Origin of the sequence: Coleofasciculaceae cyanobacterium (genome assembly GCA_036703275.1) — a bacterium.
Lineage (GTDB): Bacteria > Cyanobacteriota > Cyanobacteriia > Cyanobacteriales > Xenococcaceae > Waterburya.
In genome coordinates, this window is sequence record DATNPK010000114.1 from 1 (window position 1) to 22,131 (window position 22,131).

General features: G+C 38.0%; 22 protein-coding genes. 17 read left to right on the top strand and 5 right to left on the bottom strand.

What is annotated here, in order from left to right; genetic code table 11:
• A partial coding sequence (locus V6C71_27065) for a hypothetical protein (GenBank protein ID HEY9772123.1) occupies nucleotides 1-1,088 on the top strand: 1,088 nt, incomplete at its 5' end.
• Nucleotides 1,089-1,837: 749 nt separating this feature from the next.
• Here the strand turns inward: V6C71_27065 and V6C71_27070 are convergent.
• From V6C71_27070 to V6C71_27085, 4 genes are all read right to left on the bottom strand, one after another.
• Nucleotides 1,838-2,365 (bottom strand): hypothetical protein, encoded by a 528-nt coding sequence (locus tag V6C71_27070; GenBank protein HEY9772124.1) that lies wholly within the window; start codon nucleotides 2,363-2,365, stop codon nucleotides 1,838-1,840.
• A gap of 18 nt (nucleotides 2,366-2,383) precedes the next feature.
• Nucleotides 2,384-2,920, bottom strand: coding sequence for a hypothetical protein (locus V6C71_27075; protein ID HEY9772125.1), 537 nt, complete (start codon nucleotides 2,918-2,920; stop codon nucleotides 2,384-2,386).
• Nucleotides 2,921-3,133: 213 nt separating this feature from the next.
• Nucleotides 3,134-3,715 carry a hypothetical protein gene (locus V6C71_27080; protein HEY9772126.1) on the bottom strand — a complete coding sequence of 194 codons (582 nt, stop codon included), beginning with the start codon at nucleotides 3,713-3,715 and terminating at the stop codon, nucleotides 3,134-3,136.
• A 3-nt stretch (nucleotides 3,716-3,718) separates the two neighbouring features.
• Entirely contained in the window at nucleotides 3,719-4,468 is a 750-nt protein-coding gene (locus tag V6C71_27085) for a hypothetical protein (GenBank protein ID HEY9772127.1), read from the bottom strand.
• A gap of 353 nt (nucleotides 4,469-4,821) precedes the next feature.
• Here V6C71_27085 and parA point away from each other — a divergent pair, with 353 nt between their 5' ends.
• From parA to V6C71_27120, 7 genes are all read left to right on the top strand, one after another.
• Nucleotides 4,822-5,463: a ParA family partition ATPase gene (gene parA / locus V6C71_27090; protein HEY9772128.1), complete on the top strand. Its 642-nt coding sequence runs from the start codon at nucleotides 4,822-4,824 to the stop codon at nucleotides 5,461-5,463.
• Complete coding sequence (locus V6C71_27095; GenBank protein HEY9772129.1) at nucleotides 5,453-5,668, top strand: plasmid partition protein ParG; 216 nt, start codon at nucleotides 5,453-5,455, stop codon at nucleotides 5,666-5,668. The genes parA and V6C71_27095 overlap by 11 nt, the downstream gene beginning before the upstream one ends.
• 106 nt (nucleotides 5,669-5,774) lie before the next feature.
• Nucleotides 5,775-6,221 (top strand): hypothetical protein, encoded by a 447-nt coding sequence (locus V6C71_27100; GenBank protein HEY9772130.1) that lies wholly within the window; start codon nucleotides 5,775-5,777, stop codon nucleotides 6,219-6,221.
• Between the two features lie 7 nt (nucleotides 6,222-6,228).
• A complete protein-coding gene (locus tag V6C71_27105; GenBank protein HEY9772131.1) occupies nucleotides 6,229-6,489 on the top strand; it encodes a hypothetical protein in 261 nt (86 codons plus the stop codon).
• A 194-nt stretch (nucleotides 6,490-6,683) separates the two neighbouring features.
• The gene (locus V6C71_27110) at nucleotides 6,684-7,715 is read left to right on the top strand and encodes a tyrosine-type recombinase/integrase (protein ID HEY9772132.1); all 1,032 of its coding nucleotides are present in this window, start codon (nucleotides 6,684-6,686) and stop codon (nucleotides 7,713-7,715) included.
• A gap of 221 nt (nucleotides 7,716-7,936) precedes the next feature.
• Nucleotides 7,937-8,674: a hypothetical protein gene (locus V6C71_27115; protein HEY9772133.1), complete on the top strand. Its 738-nt coding sequence runs from the start codon at nucleotides 7,937-7,939 to the stop codon at nucleotides 8,672-8,674.
• A 175-nt stretch (nucleotides 8,675-8,849) separates the two neighbouring features.
• Complete coding sequence (locus V6C71_27120; protein ID HEY9772134.1) at nucleotides 8,850-11,714, top strand: type I restriction-modification system subunit M; 2,865 nt, start codon at nucleotides 8,850-8,852, stop codon at nucleotides 11,712-11,714.
• Nucleotides 11,715-11,785: 71 nt separating this feature from the next.
• Here V6C71_27120 and V6C71_27125 read toward each other — a convergent pair whose 3' ends face one another.
• Nucleotides 11,786-12,022, bottom strand: a complete 237-nt coding sequence (locus V6C71_27125; GenBank protein ID HEY9772135.1) for a hypothetical protein — start codon at nucleotides 12,020-12,022, stop codon at nucleotides 11,786-11,788.
• A 63-nt stretch (nucleotides 12,023-12,085) separates the two neighbouring features.
• On the opposite strand from V6C71_27125, the gene V6C71_27130 reads away from it, so the two are divergent.
• The 9 genes from V6C71_27130 to V6C71_27170 form a co-directional block, all read left to right on the top strand.
• Nucleotides 12,086-12,223, top strand: coding sequence for a DUF2281 domain-containing protein (locus V6C71_27130; protein HEY9772136.1), 138 nt, complete (start codon nucleotides 12,086-12,088; stop codon nucleotides 12,221-12,223).
• A 217-nt stretch (nucleotides 12,224-12,440) separates the two neighbouring features.
• Nucleotides 12,441-13,679, top strand: coding sequence for a restriction endonuclease subunit S (locus V6C71_27135; GenBank protein ID HEY9772137.1), 1,239 nt, complete (start codon nucleotides 12,441-12,443; stop codon nucleotides 13,677-13,679).
• A gap of 2 nt (nucleotides 13,680-13,681) precedes the next feature.
• Entirely contained in the window at nucleotides 13,682-14,167 is a 486-nt protein-coding gene (locus tag V6C71_27140; GenBank protein HEY9772138.1) for a PIN domain-containing protein, read from the top strand.
• Entirely contained in the window at nucleotides 14,151-14,375 is a 225-nt protein-coding gene (locus tag V6C71_27145; GenBank protein HEY9772139.1) for a hypothetical protein, read from the top strand. Before V6C71_27140 ends, V6C71_27145 begins: the two co-directional genes overlap by 17 nt.
• Before the next feature lie 180 nt (nucleotides 14,376-14,555).
• Nucleotides 14,556-17,615, top strand: coding sequence for an HsdR family type I site-specific deoxyribonuclease (locus V6C71_27150; GenBank protein ID HEY9772140.1), 3,060 nt, complete (start codon nucleotides 14,556-14,558; stop codon nucleotides 17,613-17,615).
• 14 nt (nucleotides 17,616-17,629) lie between these two features.
• Nucleotides 17,630-18,328, top strand: coding sequence for a SprT family zinc-dependent metalloprotease (locus V6C71_27155; GenBank protein ID HEY9772141.1), 699 nt, complete (start codon nucleotides 17,630-17,632; stop codon nucleotides 18,326-18,328).
• A gap of 289 nt (nucleotides 18,329-18,617) precedes the next feature.
• Nucleotides 18,618-18,839 (top strand): hypothetical protein, encoded by a 222-nt coding sequence (locus tag V6C71_27160; GenBank protein HEY9772142.1) that lies wholly within the window; start codon nucleotides 18,618-18,620, stop codon nucleotides 18,837-18,839.
• Between the two features lie 370 nt (nucleotides 18,840-19,209).
• On the top strand, nucleotides 19,210-19,554 hold the full coding sequence (locus tag V6C71_27165; GenBank protein HEY9772143.1) for a hypothetical protein: 345 nt from the start codon (nucleotides 19,210-19,212) through the stop codon (nucleotides 19,552-19,554).
• Nucleotides 19,551-22,131 (top strand): plasmid replication protein, CyRepA1 family (locus V6C71_27170; protein ID HEY9772144.1); only part of this gene is annotated, 2,581 nt, incomplete at its 3' end. The genes V6C71_27165 and V6C71_27170, both read left to right, overlap by 4 nt.

Below are 22,131 nucleotides of genomic sequence, written 5' to 3' on the forward strand. Positions count from 1 at the left end.
ATCATGCCAGCGACCGCTATATCGGACAGAGCCAAGTCAATCTTAGCTTTGATGCTAGTTGGGAGACTCGCTGCGCGGTAACGAAGGCAAAATTAGTAAATCGTTTACCAGGCATCAATAAAGATACAGTTTGGACTCCTGAATTTATCAAGCTGCTTTTATACGATAAGCCCAACCTGATTAACCAAACCAAGCTTTACTACCTATTAAACAACCCAGAACTGGCTAAACAACTAGCTTTACAAAAATATAACAATATATTTAATCGAGGTGCGATCGCTGCACCATGGAAGCTGCGACAGGATTATTTGAAAGTCAAGGCACTTAGGGATGTTGGTCTATGTGACTTTATTCAAACTGCGATCGCCAATCCTGATTTTACTTACACCGCCGATTCAACCGAGGTCAAAGAAGTTATTGGTTGTTCGTATCGCAAAAAGAATCTTCAGGTATTGGGAAGACCTGGGAAAGATCCAATTAAATTTGTTAATAAACTGTTGCGCTCTGTTGGTATTGAAACCAAAGTCAAAAAAGTTAAGCGCTGCGGTAAAACAACTTGGGTTTATTTTGTCGATCGCCAACACTACGAAAGTGAGTCACGACTGGCAATTCTTCAAGCTATCCAAGTGAAGTATGAACAAAAAATCAACTCAAATAATACACCTTTAGAATGGTTGGTAGATGAATCAAAATTGTCTCAAAATCACCCGCTTCAAAAATCATGGCAAAAAACAGCTAAAACATTTGATATACAACGTTTACAACTGGTGGCAGATCGTACCTATTTTTATATAAATAACAGTACCATCTGCCACCACCCAACTAACCCTCAATCATTGGCTAATTTATCTATCAAAATGAATAATACAAAGCACATACAAGATCCGTTTGATACCCCAGCAGCGATCGCCGATATAGCGGAAACGTTAATGCGAGTGGAAGATGCTGAAGACTTAATTATTGTTAAACAATTCCCTGGACATACCAGAAATAGATTGAACCGAGCCTGTCGCTTACTGCCGACAAATCAACAGCAATTAATCAGGCAGTGGGCGATGGAAAACAAGCAGGAGCGAGCGAGTGGATAAGCTGGCGATACATTGACTAAAACATCAACTCAGGATGGGCGCAAGCCGAGATAAATGTAAAATAGGCGTTGAGACAGCAATCAGACAAAAAACAACGCCCGACGTATAATTCGATCTTGGTAAAAGCCTAAGTCCCTTAGTTAACAATGCTTTTAACGATTTTACTCCCGATACATTTTTGTTAGTTCAAAACAACTACAAAAAGTGTCTGCTAATTATACGACCAGTTTTTTCGAGATAATTGCTACTTTTTCATCGAATTATACGCTCAGTTAAGCAAAACTAAACGTAGAATTCTTCTTACACGTACATTTTAAAAAAATTCTGACTAAATAATTATAATTATACGCGAGCGCGTTGTTTTCTGTACGTTTACTGTCGGATCGCCAAATAGTGCAAGATAAACCTCTATCCCATGCTATACGGGGTAGATCTAGCGAAGCTGTCATAGAGTGCAATCTAGCTCGAAACCCTTGCTCCGCAAAGATTTCAAAATCCTGATTTTTAAAATACAGCGATCGCTAAAAATATGATAATTTTTGCAGCTTCTGACCTTACTCTGCAAAAGTTAAAAATTTTAGGCTTATTGCTAAACGACTGAAAATTATACCTCGTAAAGGTTATAGCGTTTATTGATTAAAAATTATTTTGATAGTTTCAATGCTTGAAACTATCAAAATATTTCAAAATGTTAAAGATTGCCCCTCATAGCAGCTTCGCTAGTTTTAGCCCTATATGCCTTGATTTTGTTACTTAGCAGCTTTAATAATATCTTCTAAGAGTTTAATTGCTTCCGTAATCGGAATTTGACCATTTTCAACCGCAGAGATTAACTGCTGTGCTTTTTCAGGAGTTAATAAATCTAGTTTAATTGGCTCTTTTAATAAAATATAGAATCTATTTTTGTCCCGATCACCTATGTTAGAAGCTTTTTCCTTAGCTTCAACTTCTCTGAGTAGATCTTTTAGCTGTCTGAGCATTTCTGCTTTTTTTCCTTCGTCGTAGGTGCCATCAAATAGGATTTTTTTGGCACCCACCAAGGCAGCAGCACCCAAAGCAGCACCGCCAACTATCAAACCAACGGGAGGAGCGACTGTTATCAAACCAAACAACATGGATGTTCCACCAAAAGCAGCAACAGCAGCACCAGCAGCACTAGCACCAACAGCCCCAATACCAATATCAGCTAGAATGCCTAATTTATCGTGAGGATTTTCTTCTAAATCTTCTATAGCTTTAAGAATTTGTTCTTTAGTTAATTTTTTTGTGCCAAACATAATAATTAATTTAAAAATCTAGGCTGTTATAACTTGATGAAAAATAGTATTAAAAATATCAGCAATAAACTCAAAAAACTCTTTAGTTATTTCGATAACGTCTTCGGCTACTCCGATGAAACTTTCGGATACTTGTTTGCCTTGACTTCTTTTGTCTAATCTATGACCTGCTACGCCTAAAATCGCAATTCCTAATGTAGATGTCAAAGCTCCCGCTACTGGGGCTAAAATTGCACCAACAAAAGGAATTGAGCTAACTAAAGTTTGTACTGCTAAACCCACAGTCAAGCCGATGCCTATACCTGCAACTAAATAAGGATGAGTTTTAACAAATTCGATTATTTTAATTAAAATGATTTTGCCTACAGTAAATACTTTAGTGCCAGCTTTTTTGGTGTATGTAACTAATTCGTGTAGCCTTGTAGCGATCTGCGTTGGTAAACCACTATCTGATAGCCATACGTATAGTTCATTACTAGTGAATGAATCTGCTGCTGCTTGCAATAGAGACATTTCTAAGTTGCTGTGGGCTAATTTTAATGCTGCTGAGGTCATGATAATTTAATAACTTAATCGTCTTACTAAGCGTAGTGTTATCTCTCCAAAATAATTAAAATTTAGTAATTTAGATGTAACTCAAATCACTGGACAATTGGAATTTTATGATTGTAAACAAAGTAAAGCTTGAAGCTGCTATTTTTTAAGTCTTATCTTGCACCCTGAGCGCACGTATCTCGGTCTTCCCCCAATTAGTTTCAAGCTGCCACTTTAATTGATACTGGATATAATCTCTTTTTTCATCTCTAGATAAGCTTTGCCGATTTTAGCGCTATGCTCTTTCTCGATCCAACCTGATTCCATCAATATTTTCAATGCTTCCATTTGTGACATTTGGCTAAGATTGAGATCGATTGAATCTATTTGAGATAATGCCTTAAGTAGCTCTTGATAGCTATCAGTGGGGAGTAGCCAAAAGAGATTACTTAATAACTGTTGAACTTTTTTGTCCGCTTCCTGCTTAATTTTGCGACTATTAGACCAATGTTGGGGAAATCTGCGCTCTAGTATCCAAGCAGCAGCTTTCCAATCTGTTTTGGCAGCCTGATTAATACTCCTGATTAAATTAATTTCTGATGTAGCGACTGCCCGATTAACATCCTCTGCAAATTCTGCATAAAGTTCGTTTGATTGACGATTGCTGTCTGTATCAGTGCCTCGGCGCATCCATTCTCGAAAAGTAGAATAGGAGACATTAGCACCCAAGCAAGCTGATTCATAGTTTAAACCCTGCTCGATATTGTCAATAATAGTTTGTTTGACCGTTTCAGTTAATTTTGTTTGTCTTCCCATAATTTATTCTCCTTGTTTATACCAGCGATCGCCTTGAGATTTCCAATTGTTCATCACTTGTTGATAACCTGGGCTTTGTTTGGGTTTTCCTGTACGGTAGCGATAAATAGTAGATTTACTCATGCCTAACTGCTTGGCTAATTCAGCATCAGTTAATGAAACGGATTGTGTAGGTTCTGTAGGCTTTTCTTCTTCTACTTCCTCAAAGATTGGAGCTAATGAGGCTTTATCTATTTGCGTGGTAGTTTGTTGATTTTCTTCGACTTCTTCATCTTTTAGGGCATTCTCCGAAGAGTATTGGATATTACCTGTAGTAATATTGGCAATTTTTTGAACTTCTAGAGCGATCGCTCTTATAAATTCTTCATTGCTTTTGAGAGTGACAATTGCCTTGGGAATAGCTTCACTAATTACAGCTTCGACCCGTTTATTAAGGTCATCAATCGTAAGTACATTACTTGGTAAATTATTTGCTACATTACTAGAGTTTTTGAACTCGGATAACACTTCTGTTAGTTTATCTTCGGTGACTACATTACTAGGAAGTAAAGATACATTGTCTGGTAATGGACTAGGGATATTCTCGCTACTAAAAAATATTCTAAGTATCTCCACTATTGCCGTTCCTAATGCGGGTTTAATTTCTCCCAATTTATCTTTACGGGTAATATCGTACTTAATACAGTACTCAGTCAAGTACTCTTCAAGATCGGATGGTAGGTAAGCTGAGATCGCTTTTTTATTGGTAGCCAAAGTAAGTATTCTACTATAGACATTACTTAGTATTGTATCAAAAGTACTTGACTGAGTAAAGTACCAATAAATAATAGTAATGTATTAAGTACTTATTACCTTTTAATAGTAATGTATTAAGTACTTAACTAAGTAAAAGACTTTTAAAATACACATATAGAGATAGCGTTCATGATGGCTGCCCAACCCAGAGAAAGTGTAACAACTATTTATTTACTCAACTCATTTACTCATTTGAACATGGCTATTTAGTACTACTACGGTGGTCATGTTCGATATTCGATCTTACCTTTGAGTAAATGAATCTAACTTCATTACTTCTAAACATTATTTACTCAATTACTCATTTGAAGATGACTATTATTATTAGCGTTTTGAATCAAAAAGGGGGAAGTGGGAAGACAACTATATCAAGCAATCTAGCTCATGCGATCGCAAAGGATGGTCATAAGGTTTTACTCGTTGATTCTGATCCTCAAGGCAGTTTGAGAGATTGGAATGAAGCAAACGGAGGGGAATTATTACCCGTCGTTGGATTCGACAGAGAGACATTACCCAAGGATTTAAAAGCAGTATCCGATGGCTATGACTTTGTAGTTATTGATGGTGCGCCACAGATAGCCAAGATGTCAGCAGCAGCAGTCAAAGCAGCAAATTTAGTACTCATCCCCGTTCAACCATCGCCTTATGATATTTGGGCTTGTGCAGATTTAGTGGACATTATCACAGCCAGACAAGAGGTTACAGACGGCTCACCGTTAGCCTATTTCATCATCAGTAGAGCTATCAAAAATACCAAGCTGGGCAATGAAATAAAAGGCGCATTGCTAGATTACGAACTACCAATCATGAAGACATTTACTACCCAAAAAGTTGCCTATCCCACCACCGCCGCCGAGGGAACAACTGTATTTAACGAACCTGGATGTAGTGCAGCTAAAGAAATTACCGCTATTAAAACTGAAGTAATGGAGATCTTAAATTATGGTGCTTAAAGTCAAGAAAACCCGACGCGATCGCCCTGATAAGGAACAGGCTATCAATGAGGCAACTAAACCAGATACTAAAAGGTTGAATGCAGAGATACCTAGAGAGCTACACAGCAAACTGAAAACCTTTGCTGCCCAACAGGAAACTAAGATAACTGAGGTGGTAATAGAGGCAATTACTGAGTATTTGAGTAAAAACTTAAATGAGTAAATGAAGCTTTGAGTAGAATAATCTTACTACTGTTAGCTGTTACGTATAATATTACGTATAATATTAGATATAGACCAAATAGTGTTAAGTATAAAATTGGTGACTTATGACTGCTAATATAATGTCCAATGCTATTTATAGTGATTATATTGTTACTTCCAGCGAACTAAACCGTAGATCGGGACAAATATTAGATACTGCTTTATCAACGCCTGTTACAATCACCCGAAACAACGATTCATTTGCTCTTTTGCGAAGAGAGTTGATGGCAAATATGGCAAAAGGAATTGAGCAAACAGACAAAGTTAGCCAATTAGTAAACGTTGCTTATAGGCTAAGTTCGGGACAAGAAATTGAAACAAATCACGAATTCAAATGGGTAGAAGAGTTTGATAGTGAAGAACGTTCATGTTTAGTAAATGAGGTTTACGAAGCATTAGAGTTAGCCAAATCAACTAATGATTGGGATGAAGTAAGAGATGTTATTCATCAATGGCGTGAAAGTGCGATCGCCCTAACCAGCGAAGAACTAGGCGAGGCATTTGGCAAATAGTAAAGTAGTGACAGATAAAAATCTATTTTTAGAACCTCCTGAAACAATACTAGAGATCGCTGAAAAATCCTATGATGCTGTTTGGGCTGTTGTTGGTAGTAATTCTAGAGTAGTCAAAAACTGGCGAGAGTTAGTATTAAGCTGCCCTGAAAATGCTATTCGTTGCTACCAACATCTATCCCAAAATCCCATGCAAAGAAAAGGCGCGTTTTTTGTAAGAATATTCTTACAAAAAAGCCGCCGCGTCGAGGCAGAATATTTCCCTTAAGAGGAAAAAAGTTCAAGGGAGCTTGGGAATATGAAATAACGGGTGCAGACCGAGTTTTCTACGTACCTTTGCAGTCATGAAAAAAAAGTAGTTGTCTACTATGCAGGTAAACATCCATCTCAAAATAAATATCCTCAGCCCCCTACAGTTTAAAAAGATGTATTGATAATGACTGTTTTCGATATAAGTAAGCCATGAAACCTTTAAATCTCGTTCAGACTAGTAGTAATCTTGTTCCACTCTTACCAAGAAACAGGTTAGCTCCCGATTCTGGTTATGATTCTCTACTTGATGATTGGTTGACTCGTTCGCGATCGCCACATACCCAAAGGATGTATAGAAGCAATATTACTGCATTCTTTGCTGCTATTGGGTATCAGATATCACCAGATATACTAGCTCAGTTTCTACTACTCGATAGCCATCAAGCCTTTGAATTAGTGTCTCAGTATCACGGTTCGTTAGTGGAGCGATCGCTTTCCCCTGCTACCATCAATCAGAAGCTAGCAGCAATTAAATCCTTAGTTAATTACGCTTCACAGGCTGGCAAATGTCATTACACCCTAGTTAATATCAAAGCCGAAAAATTGACCCAATACCGCGATACTAAGGGCATTCCCAAGGATCAGTTTAAATTGATGTTGGATACTGTGGACACCGACACCATCAAGGGCATCAGAGATAGAGCGATTTTGCTTTTGCTCTGGGGTAATGCTCTCAGGCGGTCTGAAGTAGCTAATTGTGACGTATCTGACTACTCTCCATCTTTGGGGGAACTAGTTATTACTGGGAAGGGGAAGATCGGGCAGCCTGAAGTTATTAGTTTGGGAAAAGGTGCGATCGCAGCGATCGATCGATGGTTAGCCAAAAGAGCCGCGTCCTCTCCCGCCATTCAACGGCGTGAGAGTGTCGGCGTGGGCAATCACATCCTTTGTGATCCATTATTCTGTTCGGTACATAAGGGTTACTGGGGCAATCGGCTACATACCCATAGCATCTATAAGTTGGTACAGAAGTACGCTACAGCAGCAGGGATAGACAAGGTTATGAGTCCCCACAGAATACGCCACAGCAGCATCACCGAAGCCCTTAATTTAACTAATGGGGATGTTAGGAAAGTACAGAAGCTTTCTAGGCACTCTAACCTTAACACCCTCATGATTTACGATGATAACAGGCAGAATTTACAGGGTGAAGTGACTGAGATGTTGGACGATTTGTTTTAGGTGGGGCGATCGCAGCGTGAAATTTATCCTATCTGGAGGAAGTAGAAGGTTCGTGTTATCAAGGGGTATGAAAATCTAATTCACAAATTATTGCCATCTTTCCTATTAAAACTGACTTTGTTAAATCTTTTTTGTGAGTTGTATCACACAACGATCTCGTTAAAATAAATAGTATTGATTAATTACCTTATTTTAATTAAAAGCAAAAATTAACTATACAGATGGATATAATTAACAATATTGTTAATCAAGGACAGTTTTTTTTAGAGCGTAATATTTTAAATGAAGAAGTTAAAGATTTTCTCAAACAATATGGTCAGCTCAAAGGAATTAAATTTCCCGTAGAAAATAAATACGATCGACAATTGGCTAATACAAAAAGTAAAGCTCAAGTAACCAAAGGTAAAGAAGCAGGTATCTTAACGGGAATATCTTTGATGATATTGTCTTTTGTCTTAGCTTTTCTAACAAATTCAATTAATACATCAGAAAAAAATATATTGAATATTTTAGGGGTATCTTCATTTTTTGCAGGAGGAGCGGTAATATTCGTTCAGATAGGCACAAAATCAAAATATAACGATAGTAAGGCTGCTAAAGGAGCTAGATCGATCAAAAAAATGAACGAAATTAATGTCAAGCAATTTTATCTTAATTCTATTGAAAAAGTTAAACTAGATTATCAACGTTATATTAGTTTTTTAGAAAACAATCCCGATCCTGGAAGAATTAAAGAATATAAGCAAAATGAATGTAAATTATGTATTGAGAGAGAACTGTTCGAGCAAACAGTTCAATATAAAATACAAAAACTCAAGGAGCAAGAAGCAGCACAAGCGTTACTCAAAGCAACTAGTACAGTAGCTAAATTAGGTTTAAGAGTAGCAGAAATTAACGAGCTAAATGAAATGAATAACACACTAAATGATATTAGCAGTGCGTTAGAAGATTTTGCTTAAACGACATTTTATTATTTTATTTATGTGTTTACAGCTCCTAGATTGCGATCTGCCCTATAGAATATTAAAACCTTAACTTTGCAAAACCTAACAAAATAGAAGTATTTGGGGCGATTTTCCCACAAGGGGACTATCATGGGTCACGGTAACGATTAATTCCCTGGCATAAACATCAATGGCAATAAAAAAAAGCGAACTCTACAGTTCCTTATGGCAAAGTTGTGATGAGCTTCGAGGGGGAATGGATGCCTCTCAATATAAGGATTATGTCTTAGTTCTGCTGTTTGTTAAATACGTCTCTGATAAGTATGCATTTGATGAGGATGCTTTAATTGAAGTCCCCGCAGGTGGGAGTTTTAAGGATTTTGTGGCACTCAAAGGGGACAAAGAAATTGGGGACAAGATTAATAAAATTATTGGCAGATTAGCCGAAGCCAACGATTTAAAGGGGATTATTGATGTAGCGGACTTTAATAACGAGGATAAGCTAGGTAAAGGCAAAGAAATGCAGGATCGGCTGTCTAACCTAGTGGCTATCTTTAATAAGCCTGATCTTAACTTTAGTAAGAACCGCGCGGATGGGGACGATATTTTAGGGGATGCCTATGAATATCTGATGCGTCACTTTGCCACCGAGTCGGGCAAAAGCAAAGGGCAATTTTATACCCCCGCTGAAGTATCTAGGGTAATGGCGCAGGTAATCGCGATTGCAGGGATAAAACGCCAGGATAAAACTATTTATGACCCTACCTGTGGTAGTGGTTCGCTACTGTTGAAAGCTGCCGATGAAACGACAGGAATTACCATTTACGGGCAGGAAGTAGATAACGCCACCCGTGCCTTGGCAAAGATGAATATGATTCTCCACGGGCATCCTACCGCTGAGGTTTGGCAGGATAATACTCTATCGACTCCTCATTTTAAAGATGGGGACAATCTCAAAACCTTTGATTTTGCCGTCGCTAACCCGCCTTTTTCTAGTAAAGCCTGGCGCAATGGTTTTAATCCCGAAGAAGATAAATATAATCGCTTTACAGGTTACGGTATACCTCCTGCGAAAAACGGCGACTATGCTTTTTTACTGCACTTGATTCGAGCGCTCAAAAGTACGGGTAAAGGTGCGATTATTTTGCCTCATGGGGTCTTGTTTCGGGGCAATGTAGAGGCACAAATTAGAACCAATATTCTCCAAAAAGGATTTATCAAAGGGATTATCGGCTTACCCGCTAACTTGTTTTATGGCACTGGTATCCCCGCCTGTATTATTGTTATTGATAAGGAAAATGCCGATAAGCGCGATCGCATTTTTATCATCGACGCTAGCAAGGGATTTATTAAAGATGGCAATAAAAACCGCCTCAGAGAACGAGATATCCACAAAATAGTCGATGTATTTAACAAGCAATTAGAACTGCCTAAATATTCCCGTCTCGTTCCTCTAGAAGAGATTGCCAGAAACGAATACAATCTCAACATTCCTCGTTATATCGATTCTCAAGAAGCGGAAGATATCCAAGATATAGAAGCCCATTTACTAGGAGGTATTCCCAACCGCGACATCGACGAGCTTCAGCGTTATTGGTCTGTTTATCCTGGGTTGAGAAAGGAATTATTTACCCCTATTGCCAGGGAAGGTTATAGCGAATTAAAAATAAGTCAGGATGAAATTAAGCAAACCATTTTTAATCATCCAGAGTTTGTCAGCTACAGCGAGAAGATAGATAACATTGTTCGAGCTTGGTGCGATCGCCGTGTCTCCCTACTCAAAGATTTAACCCCAGCCACTAAACCCAAAGAGTTAATTTACGAGCTTTCCGAGGCAATCTTAAAGGCATTCTCTGGAACTAATCTAATCAATAAATACGATGTCTTTCAACATCTGATGGTGTATTGGACGGAAACAATGAAGGATGATATTTACTTTATTATCGAAGAAAATTGGAAAGCCCAACCCTACGCCATTTTAGATAAAGAAGGTAAGCCGAAAAAAGACGAATGGGATTGTAACTTAATTTCCAAACCCTTAGTTATAAATCGTTACTTTGCTGATGAACAAGCCAAAATCGAGCAGTTAGAAGCGGATAAAGAAGCCATTACTAGAGACAAGGAAGAAATGGAAGAGGAACATTCGGGGGAAGACGATATATTAGCAGAAATCAAAGAAGATAATAAAAAAATTACTAAAAAAGATGTTCAGGAACGCATATCAGAATATGAAGCTGCTGCTATTAGTAATTACTTTACCGAAGCTAAAAAAACGTTACATGAGTTAACTGAAAAATCAGAGGAATTAACAAAACAGAGAATTGATCTAGAAGATTCTGAAAATTCTGAGACAGGGTATGAATATTTAACTTTTCTAAAAAATAATAAGGGTAAAATTACTAAAACTAATGTACAGAATCGAGTTATAAAACTTAAAGATTCTATTATAGACAATGCAAAATATACTTTAGAGCAAAAAGAAATAGCTAAAACAATTAAAAAAGATTTTGCCCAAATAAAAGACTGGCAAAAGAATATAAGCGATCCAGTTTTTATGGAACTTGATTTCTTGTATGAGTATCTAACCTTATTGCAAGATGAAGCAACGGCTAAAAAAGAAGAAAAAAATTATAGAGAAAAACTATTGCAGAAGCTAGAAGAAAAAAAGCAAACACAAAAATTAGATATTTGGATTAAAGACTTAGAAGATTTGAATAACTATCTAAATCTTGTAGAAAAAGAGAAGTTTCAAGAAGATAAGATTAAAAAAGCAATTACAAGTTTAGACAAGCAGTTATTAGAGAAATATTCAAAACTGACAAGCGAAGAAGTCAAAACTTTAGTAGTAGATGATAAGTGGCTGGCAACTATTAGCCAAGAAATTAAAACCGAATTAGACAGAATTTCTCAACGTTTGACCCAACGGATTAAGGAATTAGCCGAACGTTATGAAAAGACTTTACCAGAGTTAACTACTAGAGTTAATGAGTTAGAAAGTAAAGTTAACAATCATTTGATCGGGATTATGGGGATTAAAGGAATAAACCAGGATTAATGGATTAACAGGATGAACGGGATTAAGTTATCTGTGGAAATCATAATCAAGAAAATTATCATACTCAGACACTACTTAGTTCTTCCTTTTTCTGCTAACATCTCTTGTTTGACTTGCCCGATAAGCTCTAGTATTTTTTCTTGAGAGTTATAGCCATTAGCTTTGGCGGTTTGGCGCAACTCCTCAAATTCATCTGGCTCATTTTTGGCAACCACAATTACATCAACTTCCCCGTCATTCAATTCTTGCAGAAGTTTAACTTTTATTTCCCCGTTTTTGACTATCCCTGTCGTCTGGACAATTTTCATCTTATTTTGCTTGGTTGGGTTGATACTTAATTTTAATTAAAAATTGATAATGGAGAATTGACAATGAGTAAAGCGAAATATATTCCCGAAGAGATATTATCATCGATTCAAAAACTACCCGAAGAATCTTTAGGAGAATTAGTAAATTTTATCGAGTATCTTCAATTTAAAAATAGTCTTAAACAAAACTTACATAATTAAAATCATCAAGAAGCAAAAGCCAATATAACCACCAAAATAACTCCTGAAGAAAGCGAGCAAATAATCGAAAAAATATTAACAGAAGTTGGCAATTCAATATCTTCTCTTTCTGATTATGCTGTTAGTCGGGCTGATATTTATCTTAATAGATAATTGATAATTTAGGGTTTTGTCGGTTATGTTTGACCAATTAATACTTGATAGTTAAATTGTTTTTATGAGTGATGTTAATTTTCATAAAGGTTATAAAAGTACGGATATTGGTGTTATTCCTGAAGATTGGAAAGTCAATAATTTAAGCGAAATTGCTGAAATTATTATGGGACAATCCCCCACAGGAAGTTCATATAACAAGAAAGAAACGGGAATTGCCTTAATTAACGGTCCTACCGAATTTACTGAAAATCATCCAATTAAAATTCAATGGACAACATCACCAACAAAATTGTGTAAATCAGGAGATGTACTGCTTTGTATTAGAGGAAGCTCTACAGGAAGAATGAATATTGCTAATGACACCTATTGCATAGGAAGAGGTATTACAGCAATAAGAGCTAGAGAAAATTCAGATAATTTATTTCTAGAATTTATGGTTCAAAATGCTGTTAAAAATCTTCTGGCATTATCAGCAGGTTCTACATTTCCAAATCTCGACAGTAAGTCTCTCAGAAAAATAGAAATAGTTTCGCCACCATTACCAGAGCAAAAAGCGATCGCCCGTGTTTTAAGTGATGTTGATGAATTAATTAGAGAATGCGACTCTCTATTAGCCAAAAAGCGCAACATCAAGCAGGGAACTATGCAGCAACTCCTTACTGGTAAGAAGCGATTACCTGGTTTTAGTGGCGAGTGGGAAGTGAAAAAATTGGGAGATATTTTTGACTTTAAAAATGGGTTGAATAAAGAGAAGAAATATTTTGGTGAGGGTACTCCAATTGTCAATTATATGGACGTTTATAAAAATAATGCTCTTACTGCAAAAGATATATTGGGTAGAGTTACGGTATCAAAAAATGAATTAAAAACTTATGAAGTTTGTAGGGATGATGTTTTTTTTACTAGAACATCTGAAACAGTCGATGAAATAGGTATTGCCTCAGTGATTATAGAGGAATTAGAAAATACTGTATTTAGTGGTTTTATATTACGCGCTCGACCCAAAAATAATTTGTTGAATACATTTTATAAAAAATATTGTTTTTCTTCTCAAAATTTACGTAAGGCGATCACTTCTAAAAGTTCTTACACAACAAGAGCATTAACAAATGGAAGAATTCTTTCTAATGTTGAAATATTTCTTCCAACACTTTGCGAACAAAAAGCGATCGCCCAAATCTTAAGCGACATGGATGCAGAGATAGAAGGCTTAGAAAAAAAACGAGATAAATATAAAGCCATTAAGCAGGGGATGATGCAAGAATTATTAACGGGGAAAACAAGGTTAATTAATAATTGATCATGAGTCAAGCTTATAAAATTTACTTAGATGTATGTTGCTTAAATCGTCCCTTTGACCAACAATCACAAGCCCGAATACGTTTAGAAACAGAAGCGATTTTGGAAATTATTAATTATTGCCAAGCGGGAACTTGGACGTTAATAACTAGCAATGTTTTAGAAGCAGAAATAAGTCAAACTCCCAATCAAGAGCGCATCGAAAATGTCAAAAAAATACTCTCAATTGCCAAAATCAAGGTATTAAGTGGGGACTGGCTTAAAGAAAGAGCTTCCCAGTTACAAAAATTAGGATTTGCCAGCTATGATGCTGCTCATATTGCTAGTGCGGAAAGGGCTTTATCAGATATATTTTTAACTACAGATGACCGCCTCGTTAAAAAAAGTCAGACTTATGCTCAATTAATTAAAGTAAAAGTAAATAATCCCCTACAGTGGTTAGCCCAAGTAATGCTAATGGAGAACAACAGCGATGAAAACCCAGAATGAAATTCTCGAACAAGGCTATAAAGCATTAGTCGATTCTTTAGGAGTTGTAGATGCGATTCGATTTATACAACACTTTAGTCCTGGGGAGGGTAACTATACTGAAGAACGTCATCAATGGTTAGAGCAAAAATCTTTGGATGATGTAATGGGAGATATAGGGCAATTAGGCAAAGATGACTCAAATCAATACCTTGAAGTTATTGAATAGTTCCCGAAGACAGGAAAATATTAAATAAAAATTTCGCTTGTTTACACTAAAGATTTAATTCTCGTTACCAATAACACCTCAGATTTTCAAAATTTTCTGAATTTTTAGTTAGAAAACTGGCATCAACAATAACCATGATGCAGAATTATGAGATAAAACTGCCAATTACTAATTCTATTTATGAGCGAAGTAGGGGTATTAGAAAGGGTTACTCAAAACCGAGTAGTGAAACTATTCCAACGACAATTACAATACCGCTACTTAGGTAATTGGCAAGACAGACCCAATGATAGCAACATCGAAGAAGATATTTTAAGGGAATACTTAACCAAACAAGGCTACAGTCCAACCCTGATTGATAAGGCACTCTACGAACTCAAAAAACCCGCCACCGACCAAACTAAAAGCCTCTACGACATCAATCAAGAAGTTTATAGCTTGCTGCGCTACGGAGTTAAAGTTAAGGAAAATGTCGGGGAAAACAACCAAACCGTTTGGCTGATTGATTGGTCAGATCCTGAAAATAACGACTTTGCGATCGCCGAAGAGGTAGCCATAAAAGGGGACAATGATAAACGCCCCGATATTGTTATTTATGTTAACGGTATTGTTTTGGGAGTCTTAGAACTCAAACGCAGTAAAGTTTCCATCTCCGAAGGTATCCGTCAAAACTTAGATAATCAAAAACCAGAATTTATTAAACCTTTCTTTACTACCATGCAGTTAGTCATGGCGGGAAACGATACCCAAGGGTTGCGCTATGGCACGATTGAAACCCCAGAAAAGTATTATCTAACTTGGAAAGAAGACCCAGATTGGGGTCAACCAATCGATCGTACACAAATTCTCGACAAAGCTTTACTAGAATTATTACCCAAGGCGCGATTTTTAGAATTAATTCACGACTTTATTGTCTTCGACAAAGGCATCAAAAAAGTCTGTCGTCCCCATCAATATTTTGGTATAAAAGCCACCCAGGAATATTTAAACCGCAAAGAAGGGGGCATTATTTGGCACACCCAAGGGAGCGGTAAAAGTCTGACGATGGTGTGGTTGGCAAAATGGATTAAGGAAAATGCTAATGACTCTCGCGTTTTGATAATTACAGATCGCGATGAATTAGACCAACAAATTGAAGGCATTTTTTTAGGAGTCAATGAATCAATTTATCGCACTACTAGCGGTAGGAATTTAATTACCCAATTAGACAATACAACCCCTTGGCTAATCTGTTCTCTAATTCATAAATTTGGCAAGAAAAAGCAGAACGCTGAAGACTCTGACTATGAGAAATACCTAGCCGAACTACAAAATAGTCTTTCTGCCAACTTCCAAGCCAAGGGCAATATTTACGTCTTTGTCGATGAATGTCACCGCACTCAATCGGGCAGACTACACCAGTCGATGAAGCGAATTTTGCCCAATGCCATCTTAATTGGTTTTACGGGTACGCCCTTACTCAAACAAGATAAAGAAACCACTATCGAAGTATTTGGCGACTATGTTCATACTTATAAGTTTAACGAGGCAGTTGAGGATAAAGTAGTTTTAGATTTACGCTACGAAGCCAGAAACATCGAGCAAAATCTAACCTCCCCAGAAAAGGTAGATCGCTGGTTTGAAGCCAAAACTTCAGGCTTGACCGAACTTGCTAAAAATCAACTCAAACAACGCTGGGGGACGATACGCCAGGTGCTTAGTTCCCAAGATCGCTTGAATAAAATAGTTGCCGATATTATCTTTGATATGGGGGTCAAAGATCGGCTTAAAAGTGGCAGGGGTAACGCCATGCTAGTGTCTGGCAGTATTTACCAAGCCTGTAAATATTACGAACTTTTCCAAAATTCAGGCTTTACTAAGTGCGCCATCGTTACCTCGTACAATCCTTCTACAAGAGATATTAAAGGAGAAACTACAGGAGAAGAAGGCTTAACAGAAAAGCTCAAGCAGTATGACATCTATAACAAAATGCTGGGGGGAAAATCCGCCGAACAGTTTGAAAAAGATGTCAAAAAAGCTTTTATTGAAACCCCAGCCCAGATGAAGCTGCTGATTGTAGTGGATAAACTCCTAACTGGGTTTGATGCACCCTCCGCCACTTATCTCTATATCGATAAAACCATGAGAGATCATGGGCTGTTTCAAGCCATTTGTCGGGTCAATCGCCTTGATGGTGAAGATAAGGAATATGGTTATATTATCGACTACAAAGACCTCTTTAAAAGCTTAGAAAAATCTGTCAGCGACTACACCACAGAAGCCCTAGACGGTTACGATCCAGAAGATCTTGAAGGTTTATTAAGCGATCGCCTAGAAAAAGCCAAAGAACGCCTGGAGGAAACCCTAGAAACCGTCAAAGCTTTATGCGAACCCGTAGCACCACCCCAAGATACCCCAGCCTATCTTAAATACTTCTGCGGTAATACCGACAACCCAGAAGAATTACAAAACAATCAACAAAAGCGCATCTTCCTTTACAAATCCGTCGCTTCTGTGATCCGCGCCTATGCCAATATTGCCAATGAAGCGATTGAAGCTGGCTACACCCCTAATGAAATTGCTCGCATTAAACAAGAGGTCAAACACTATGAAAACGTCCGTCAAGAGGTAAAAATCGCCAGTGGAGACTACATAGATTTAAAAGCCTATGAGCCAGCAATGCGCCACCTCATCGATACCTACATTAGAGCCGAAGAAAGCGAGAAGATATCAGCTTTTGACGATCTGACCCTGGTGCAGTTAATCGTCCAAAAAGGAACGGATGGGCTTAACCAACTCCCCGATAACATCCGCCAAAATAAATCCGCCGTCGCCGAAACCGTAGAAAACAACCTACGTACCGTTATTACTGAAGAACAACCTACCAACCCCCAATACTTCGGCAAAATGTCAATTTTATTAGACGAATTGATCCAACAGCGCAAAACCGAAGCAGTTGAATATGAAGAATATTTACAAAAAATTGCCCAACTCTGCCAACAAGTAACCCATCCCGAAGGTAGTAGCGACTATCCCCCTTCCCTCGATACCAATGCCAAACGAGCTTTGTATGATAACTTGAACCAGGACGAAGCCAAAGCAATCGCTCTCGATCGGACAATCCGTAGCACCAAAAAAGACAACTGGCGGGAGTCCAAAATTAAACAGCGCGAAGTCAAAAACGCCATTAAACAGTATCTTTGCGATGCCGATGAATTAAATACAATCTTTGAAATCGTTAAGGAACAAAAAGAATATTAGTTACTTGCAAGTCTATGAAAGTTGGCGATCTTTCGATCCATGTAGTCAAAAAAAATATCAAAAACCTACACCTATCGGTACATCCCCCCGATGGTAGAGTTCGTATTGCTTCCCCTTTAAAAGTAGATGACGAAACCATCCGCTTGTTTGCTGTCTCCAAACTTGGCTGGATTAGGAAAAAACAAGCCAAATTCCAAGCACAACCGCGAATCTCTTCCAGAGAATACGTTTCGGGAGAAAGTCATTATTACAAGGGCGATCGCTATTTGCTCAACGTTATCTATCACTCTGCTGCACCCAAGGTAGTAGTTCGCAATAAAACCTATCTCGATCTCTACGTGCGATATGGCAGCATTCAAGAGCAGCGAGAACGAGTTTTGATTGACTGGTATCGCCAGGAATTAAAAGCCCAATTGCCCCAATTAATAGCCAAATGGGAGCGAGTTATCGGTGTCAGTACTAACGACTGGGGCGTAAAAAAGATGAAGACTCGCTGGGGAACTTGTAATATTCAAGCCAAACGAATCTGGCTAAACCTAGAACTGATTAAAAAACCCCAACATTGCCTGGAGTACGTCATCGTCCATGAATTAGTACATTTATTAGAACGCAATCATGGCGATCGCTTTAAGGCTTATATGAGCAAATTCATGCCTAACTGGAACTTTTACAAGGAAGAACTCAATTTTTTACCTTATCAGGCGCAAAAATAGTCAAAAATACTTTATAAATTGTCATTCACATAACTCCAACCTCAACCGTTTTGTAAGCGATCGCTTTAGCATCGATCCATGCCCACAGCTAGGAGTGTTTGTTGATAGGGTAACCTTGCTCTATAACTGTACGACAATCTTTATCTATATATGTGCTACAAACATAAAAGGTCGAGACTATGTTTCAATTTGAATACATTATTATGCTCAAGAAGCTAGACCAAAATAGTACACGGGATCTACAATTAAAATTAAGCGAAATTAAGCGTATGTAATAAGAGATTAACCTATGACTCAGCAAAAACCTATAGTAGCGAACTTTCGTCTATCTGCCGAGGAAAAACAGATTTTAAAAGCAACGGCAAACAATCACTTTGGAGGTAAAATCTCTACTATGGTTCGATACTTCGTATTTTCAGGTGTTGAATTCCTAGAAGCACTCTCAAACTCTGACCAATCTATCCAACTGATAAAAAAAAACAATCTTACTCAACTTAAAACCGTTAAGTAGGCACTATAAATTTAGAGGAGTAAACAAAACTCATAAATATAAGAGCCATGTATGCAACCTTCAGTCCGAGTATTCTAAATAAAAAAATAGTAAAGGCGATTTAATGAGCCTTTTGCTTGCTTGAAGTATTTCAACATTAGCAACTAAGCACTAATAACTCCGTGAAAAAGTTTCTCAGGCTTTTTCACAAACTAAAGGTCAAAAAATCAACCATCAAGAAATTTATTATTAGTTTTAGAATAGCTTATTTTTCTCAACAGGAAAAGCAGTGTCCCCAAAGATCCTCATATTTCCCCTTTGAGTTTAAAAATACAACAATACTTTAAGAGCAAAAGGTTCTCCCACCAGCGAAAATAGGAGAATCTCAAAAATGCTTTATGTAGATAATTATAGTACAAGTTACCAAAACTGTCAACCATCACTGTTTCCGCTTCAGGAAGACCCGCCACCATTTCCAATACAGATCGCCTCGATTTCCCATCAACAAAGACTTAAAGCAGATTGGGGTTGTAAATTAGTCCACTACGAATCGGGCTTAAAACTCCCAGGTCAGTTTACCTACGACGAAGCTAAAGAAATACTTGAAATAACCCGCTACTGGGATTTTACGCTAGATAGCAAGAGAATCCCAAAATGTAGAGACAGGCTGTTAGTGCTGCTTGAGAAGGTATGTAGAGATCGCGTCTCTTCTAAATCTGAGGAGGTGGCAGCTTGAAGTTTACCCCTACCAACCACCGTAACCCTTGCCCAATCTGCCAAGATACAAGGGGCGACTGTCGAACTACCGAAGACAACCTAATTTTGTGCCATAGCTTTATCGAGCAAGATTCGGGTATAGCTGGCTGGAAATGGACTAAGGCATCATCTAATGGTGTTTGGGGCGTTCATGTTCGCGATCGAGGCAAAGATTTTAATCCAGAGCAATACGAACGTTATTTGGCTCACAAAAAAGCACAGCAGCGAAATAAAAAGCAGTTTCTAGCCGATAATGCTCTCGATGCCGATGGTCGAGATAAAGCCATCAGGAAGTTAGACCGTAATATTGGACTCAGCGATCGCCACAGACAAGATTTAAAAAACAGAGGATTGAGCGACGCGAAGATCGAAGCTGGTTTATTTCTCTCCATCGACCCCTGGAAGCAGTTTGATTTAGATTTACCCGAAAATCTCCCAGGAATACATTACAAAGGGGACCGCTTTGCTACTAAAGATACTGGTTATGCCTGTGTAATTTTTGACAAGCAGGGACGGGCGCTCGGCTGGCAGCTTCGAGTAGAGGGAGCCACTGGGGGGAACAAGTACAAATGGGCAAAAGGGACATTCTCATCGCACCTGCCTAACGGTGAACTCCCCATTACTATAATTAAGCCCAACAAAAACGCTCTTAAAACGCTTTATTTATCTGAGGGAATACTGAAACCAGCAGTGGCTAGTTATCTCCACGATATAGCCATTTGTGGTGCTGCTGGCGGTCATTTCAAAGGTAGTCCAGAGCAATTAACAGAAATAGTCTCTGACTATGAAGAACTGGCGATCGCTCCCGATGGTGGTGATGTCTTAAATCCCCAAGTAATGCGCCGTTGGGAAAAACAAATCAACTATCTTAAGCAATTTAAGAAACCAATTAGAATTATTTGGTGGGGACAAGTTCAAAAATCTGATGGTGATCTTGACGAGATTGATTCGGTTACTTTTTCAAAAGCCGAACATTTAACGCCAAAAGAGTTTTTTAAATTAGCCAAAAAAGAGCAGCATATTAAACAGGAGTGGGACAATTGGAAGAATTACAAAAAGTTTACACCACAGACGAAGATCGAGAAGAAATTTGTGGAATTTGGCTTACCTCAATCAGATACCATTACCTTTATTAAATCGGGATTAGGTACGGGCAAAACTACTGAAACAATAAGACATTTGCTCCAGCTTCAAAAATACGGAATTATTGGACTGGGATATCGCAATACCTTACTTTTGCAATTTAATGAAAAAGCTAAATCAGTGGGCTTTTATCACCTTCAATCTGATAAAAATTTAAGAGAATTTAGCTTAGATAATCCTGAGTTAAAAGTAACTAATTGTGTTGACAGTTTAGTTTATTATTCCTCAGAACAATTTGACGACAAAATTATAATTATTGATGAGATTATTTCGGTGTTAAAACATTTTTTATTCTCATCGACGATTAAACAATTTAGTAAAGTCAAAAAATTATTTACCGAGATGGTAAACCGTTGCGATCGCTTAATCTGTCTGGATGGATTTATGACCGATTGGGCGGTTACTTTCTTCAAAGAGTTATGCCCGACTAAACAGATAGTCACCATTGAAAACACACATCAAGGTGACAAAGCTAAGGTTTATTTGCTCGAAGGCACTATCGATATTGACGAAAAGATTAAACTAAACGATAAGACACCTTGGCTAGAAAAATTATTAAATAGCCAATGCCCTGTGATTTGTAGTGACTCTCAGGTATTCTGTGAGGCAATCGAGAGATTACTACAAGAGCAAGGCAGGAACGGCGTTAGAGTTGATTCTAAAACTGTTTCACAGAAGCACGTCAAAGACTTTTTTACCGAGCCTGACAAATACATTCGGTCAAATAAGCCTGAGTATCTAATCTATTCTCCCAGTGCCGAATCTGGTTTAGATGTCCCGACGCTCGATTACTTTAGCGAGCATTTTAGCTTCTTCTTTGGGCAGTTAGATATTGACAGCATGATTCAGATGTTAGGTCGCATTCGCGATATTAATGTGCCTAAGTATGTTTGGTGTAAAAAGTTTATCTTACCTGAAGATACTAAACGCCGTCCTTCTAATGTTGAAAGTATTCAAGCTGATAGAGCGCGAGCGCTGATGAACGAATTACATTCAACTCTAAACAGCGTAGATTCTAACGAATTAAAGATAGCTCGACTACAACAAATTTATCAGGATAACATCGACCCCTACACGACCGCAGCCGACACCATCACGGCAATTAGAAACCATGAGTTTGCTAACTATCGCGAATGCCTGAAGCGGCAGCTAACAGATAATGGTTATCCTGTCGAAGCTGTTACCTTAGAAGCTCTCAATAGCAGAAAAGCGATCGCGCTTCAGGAAAAAGAAGCCAAAACCGAAGTCAAACGGCAAAACGCCAGCGATATCTATCATGCCAGCGACCGCTATATCGGACAGAGCCAAGTCAATCTTAGCTTTGATGCTAGTTGGGAGACTCGCTGCGCGGTAACGAAGGCAAAATTAGTAAATCGTTTACCAGGCATCAATAAAGATACAGTTTGGACTCCTG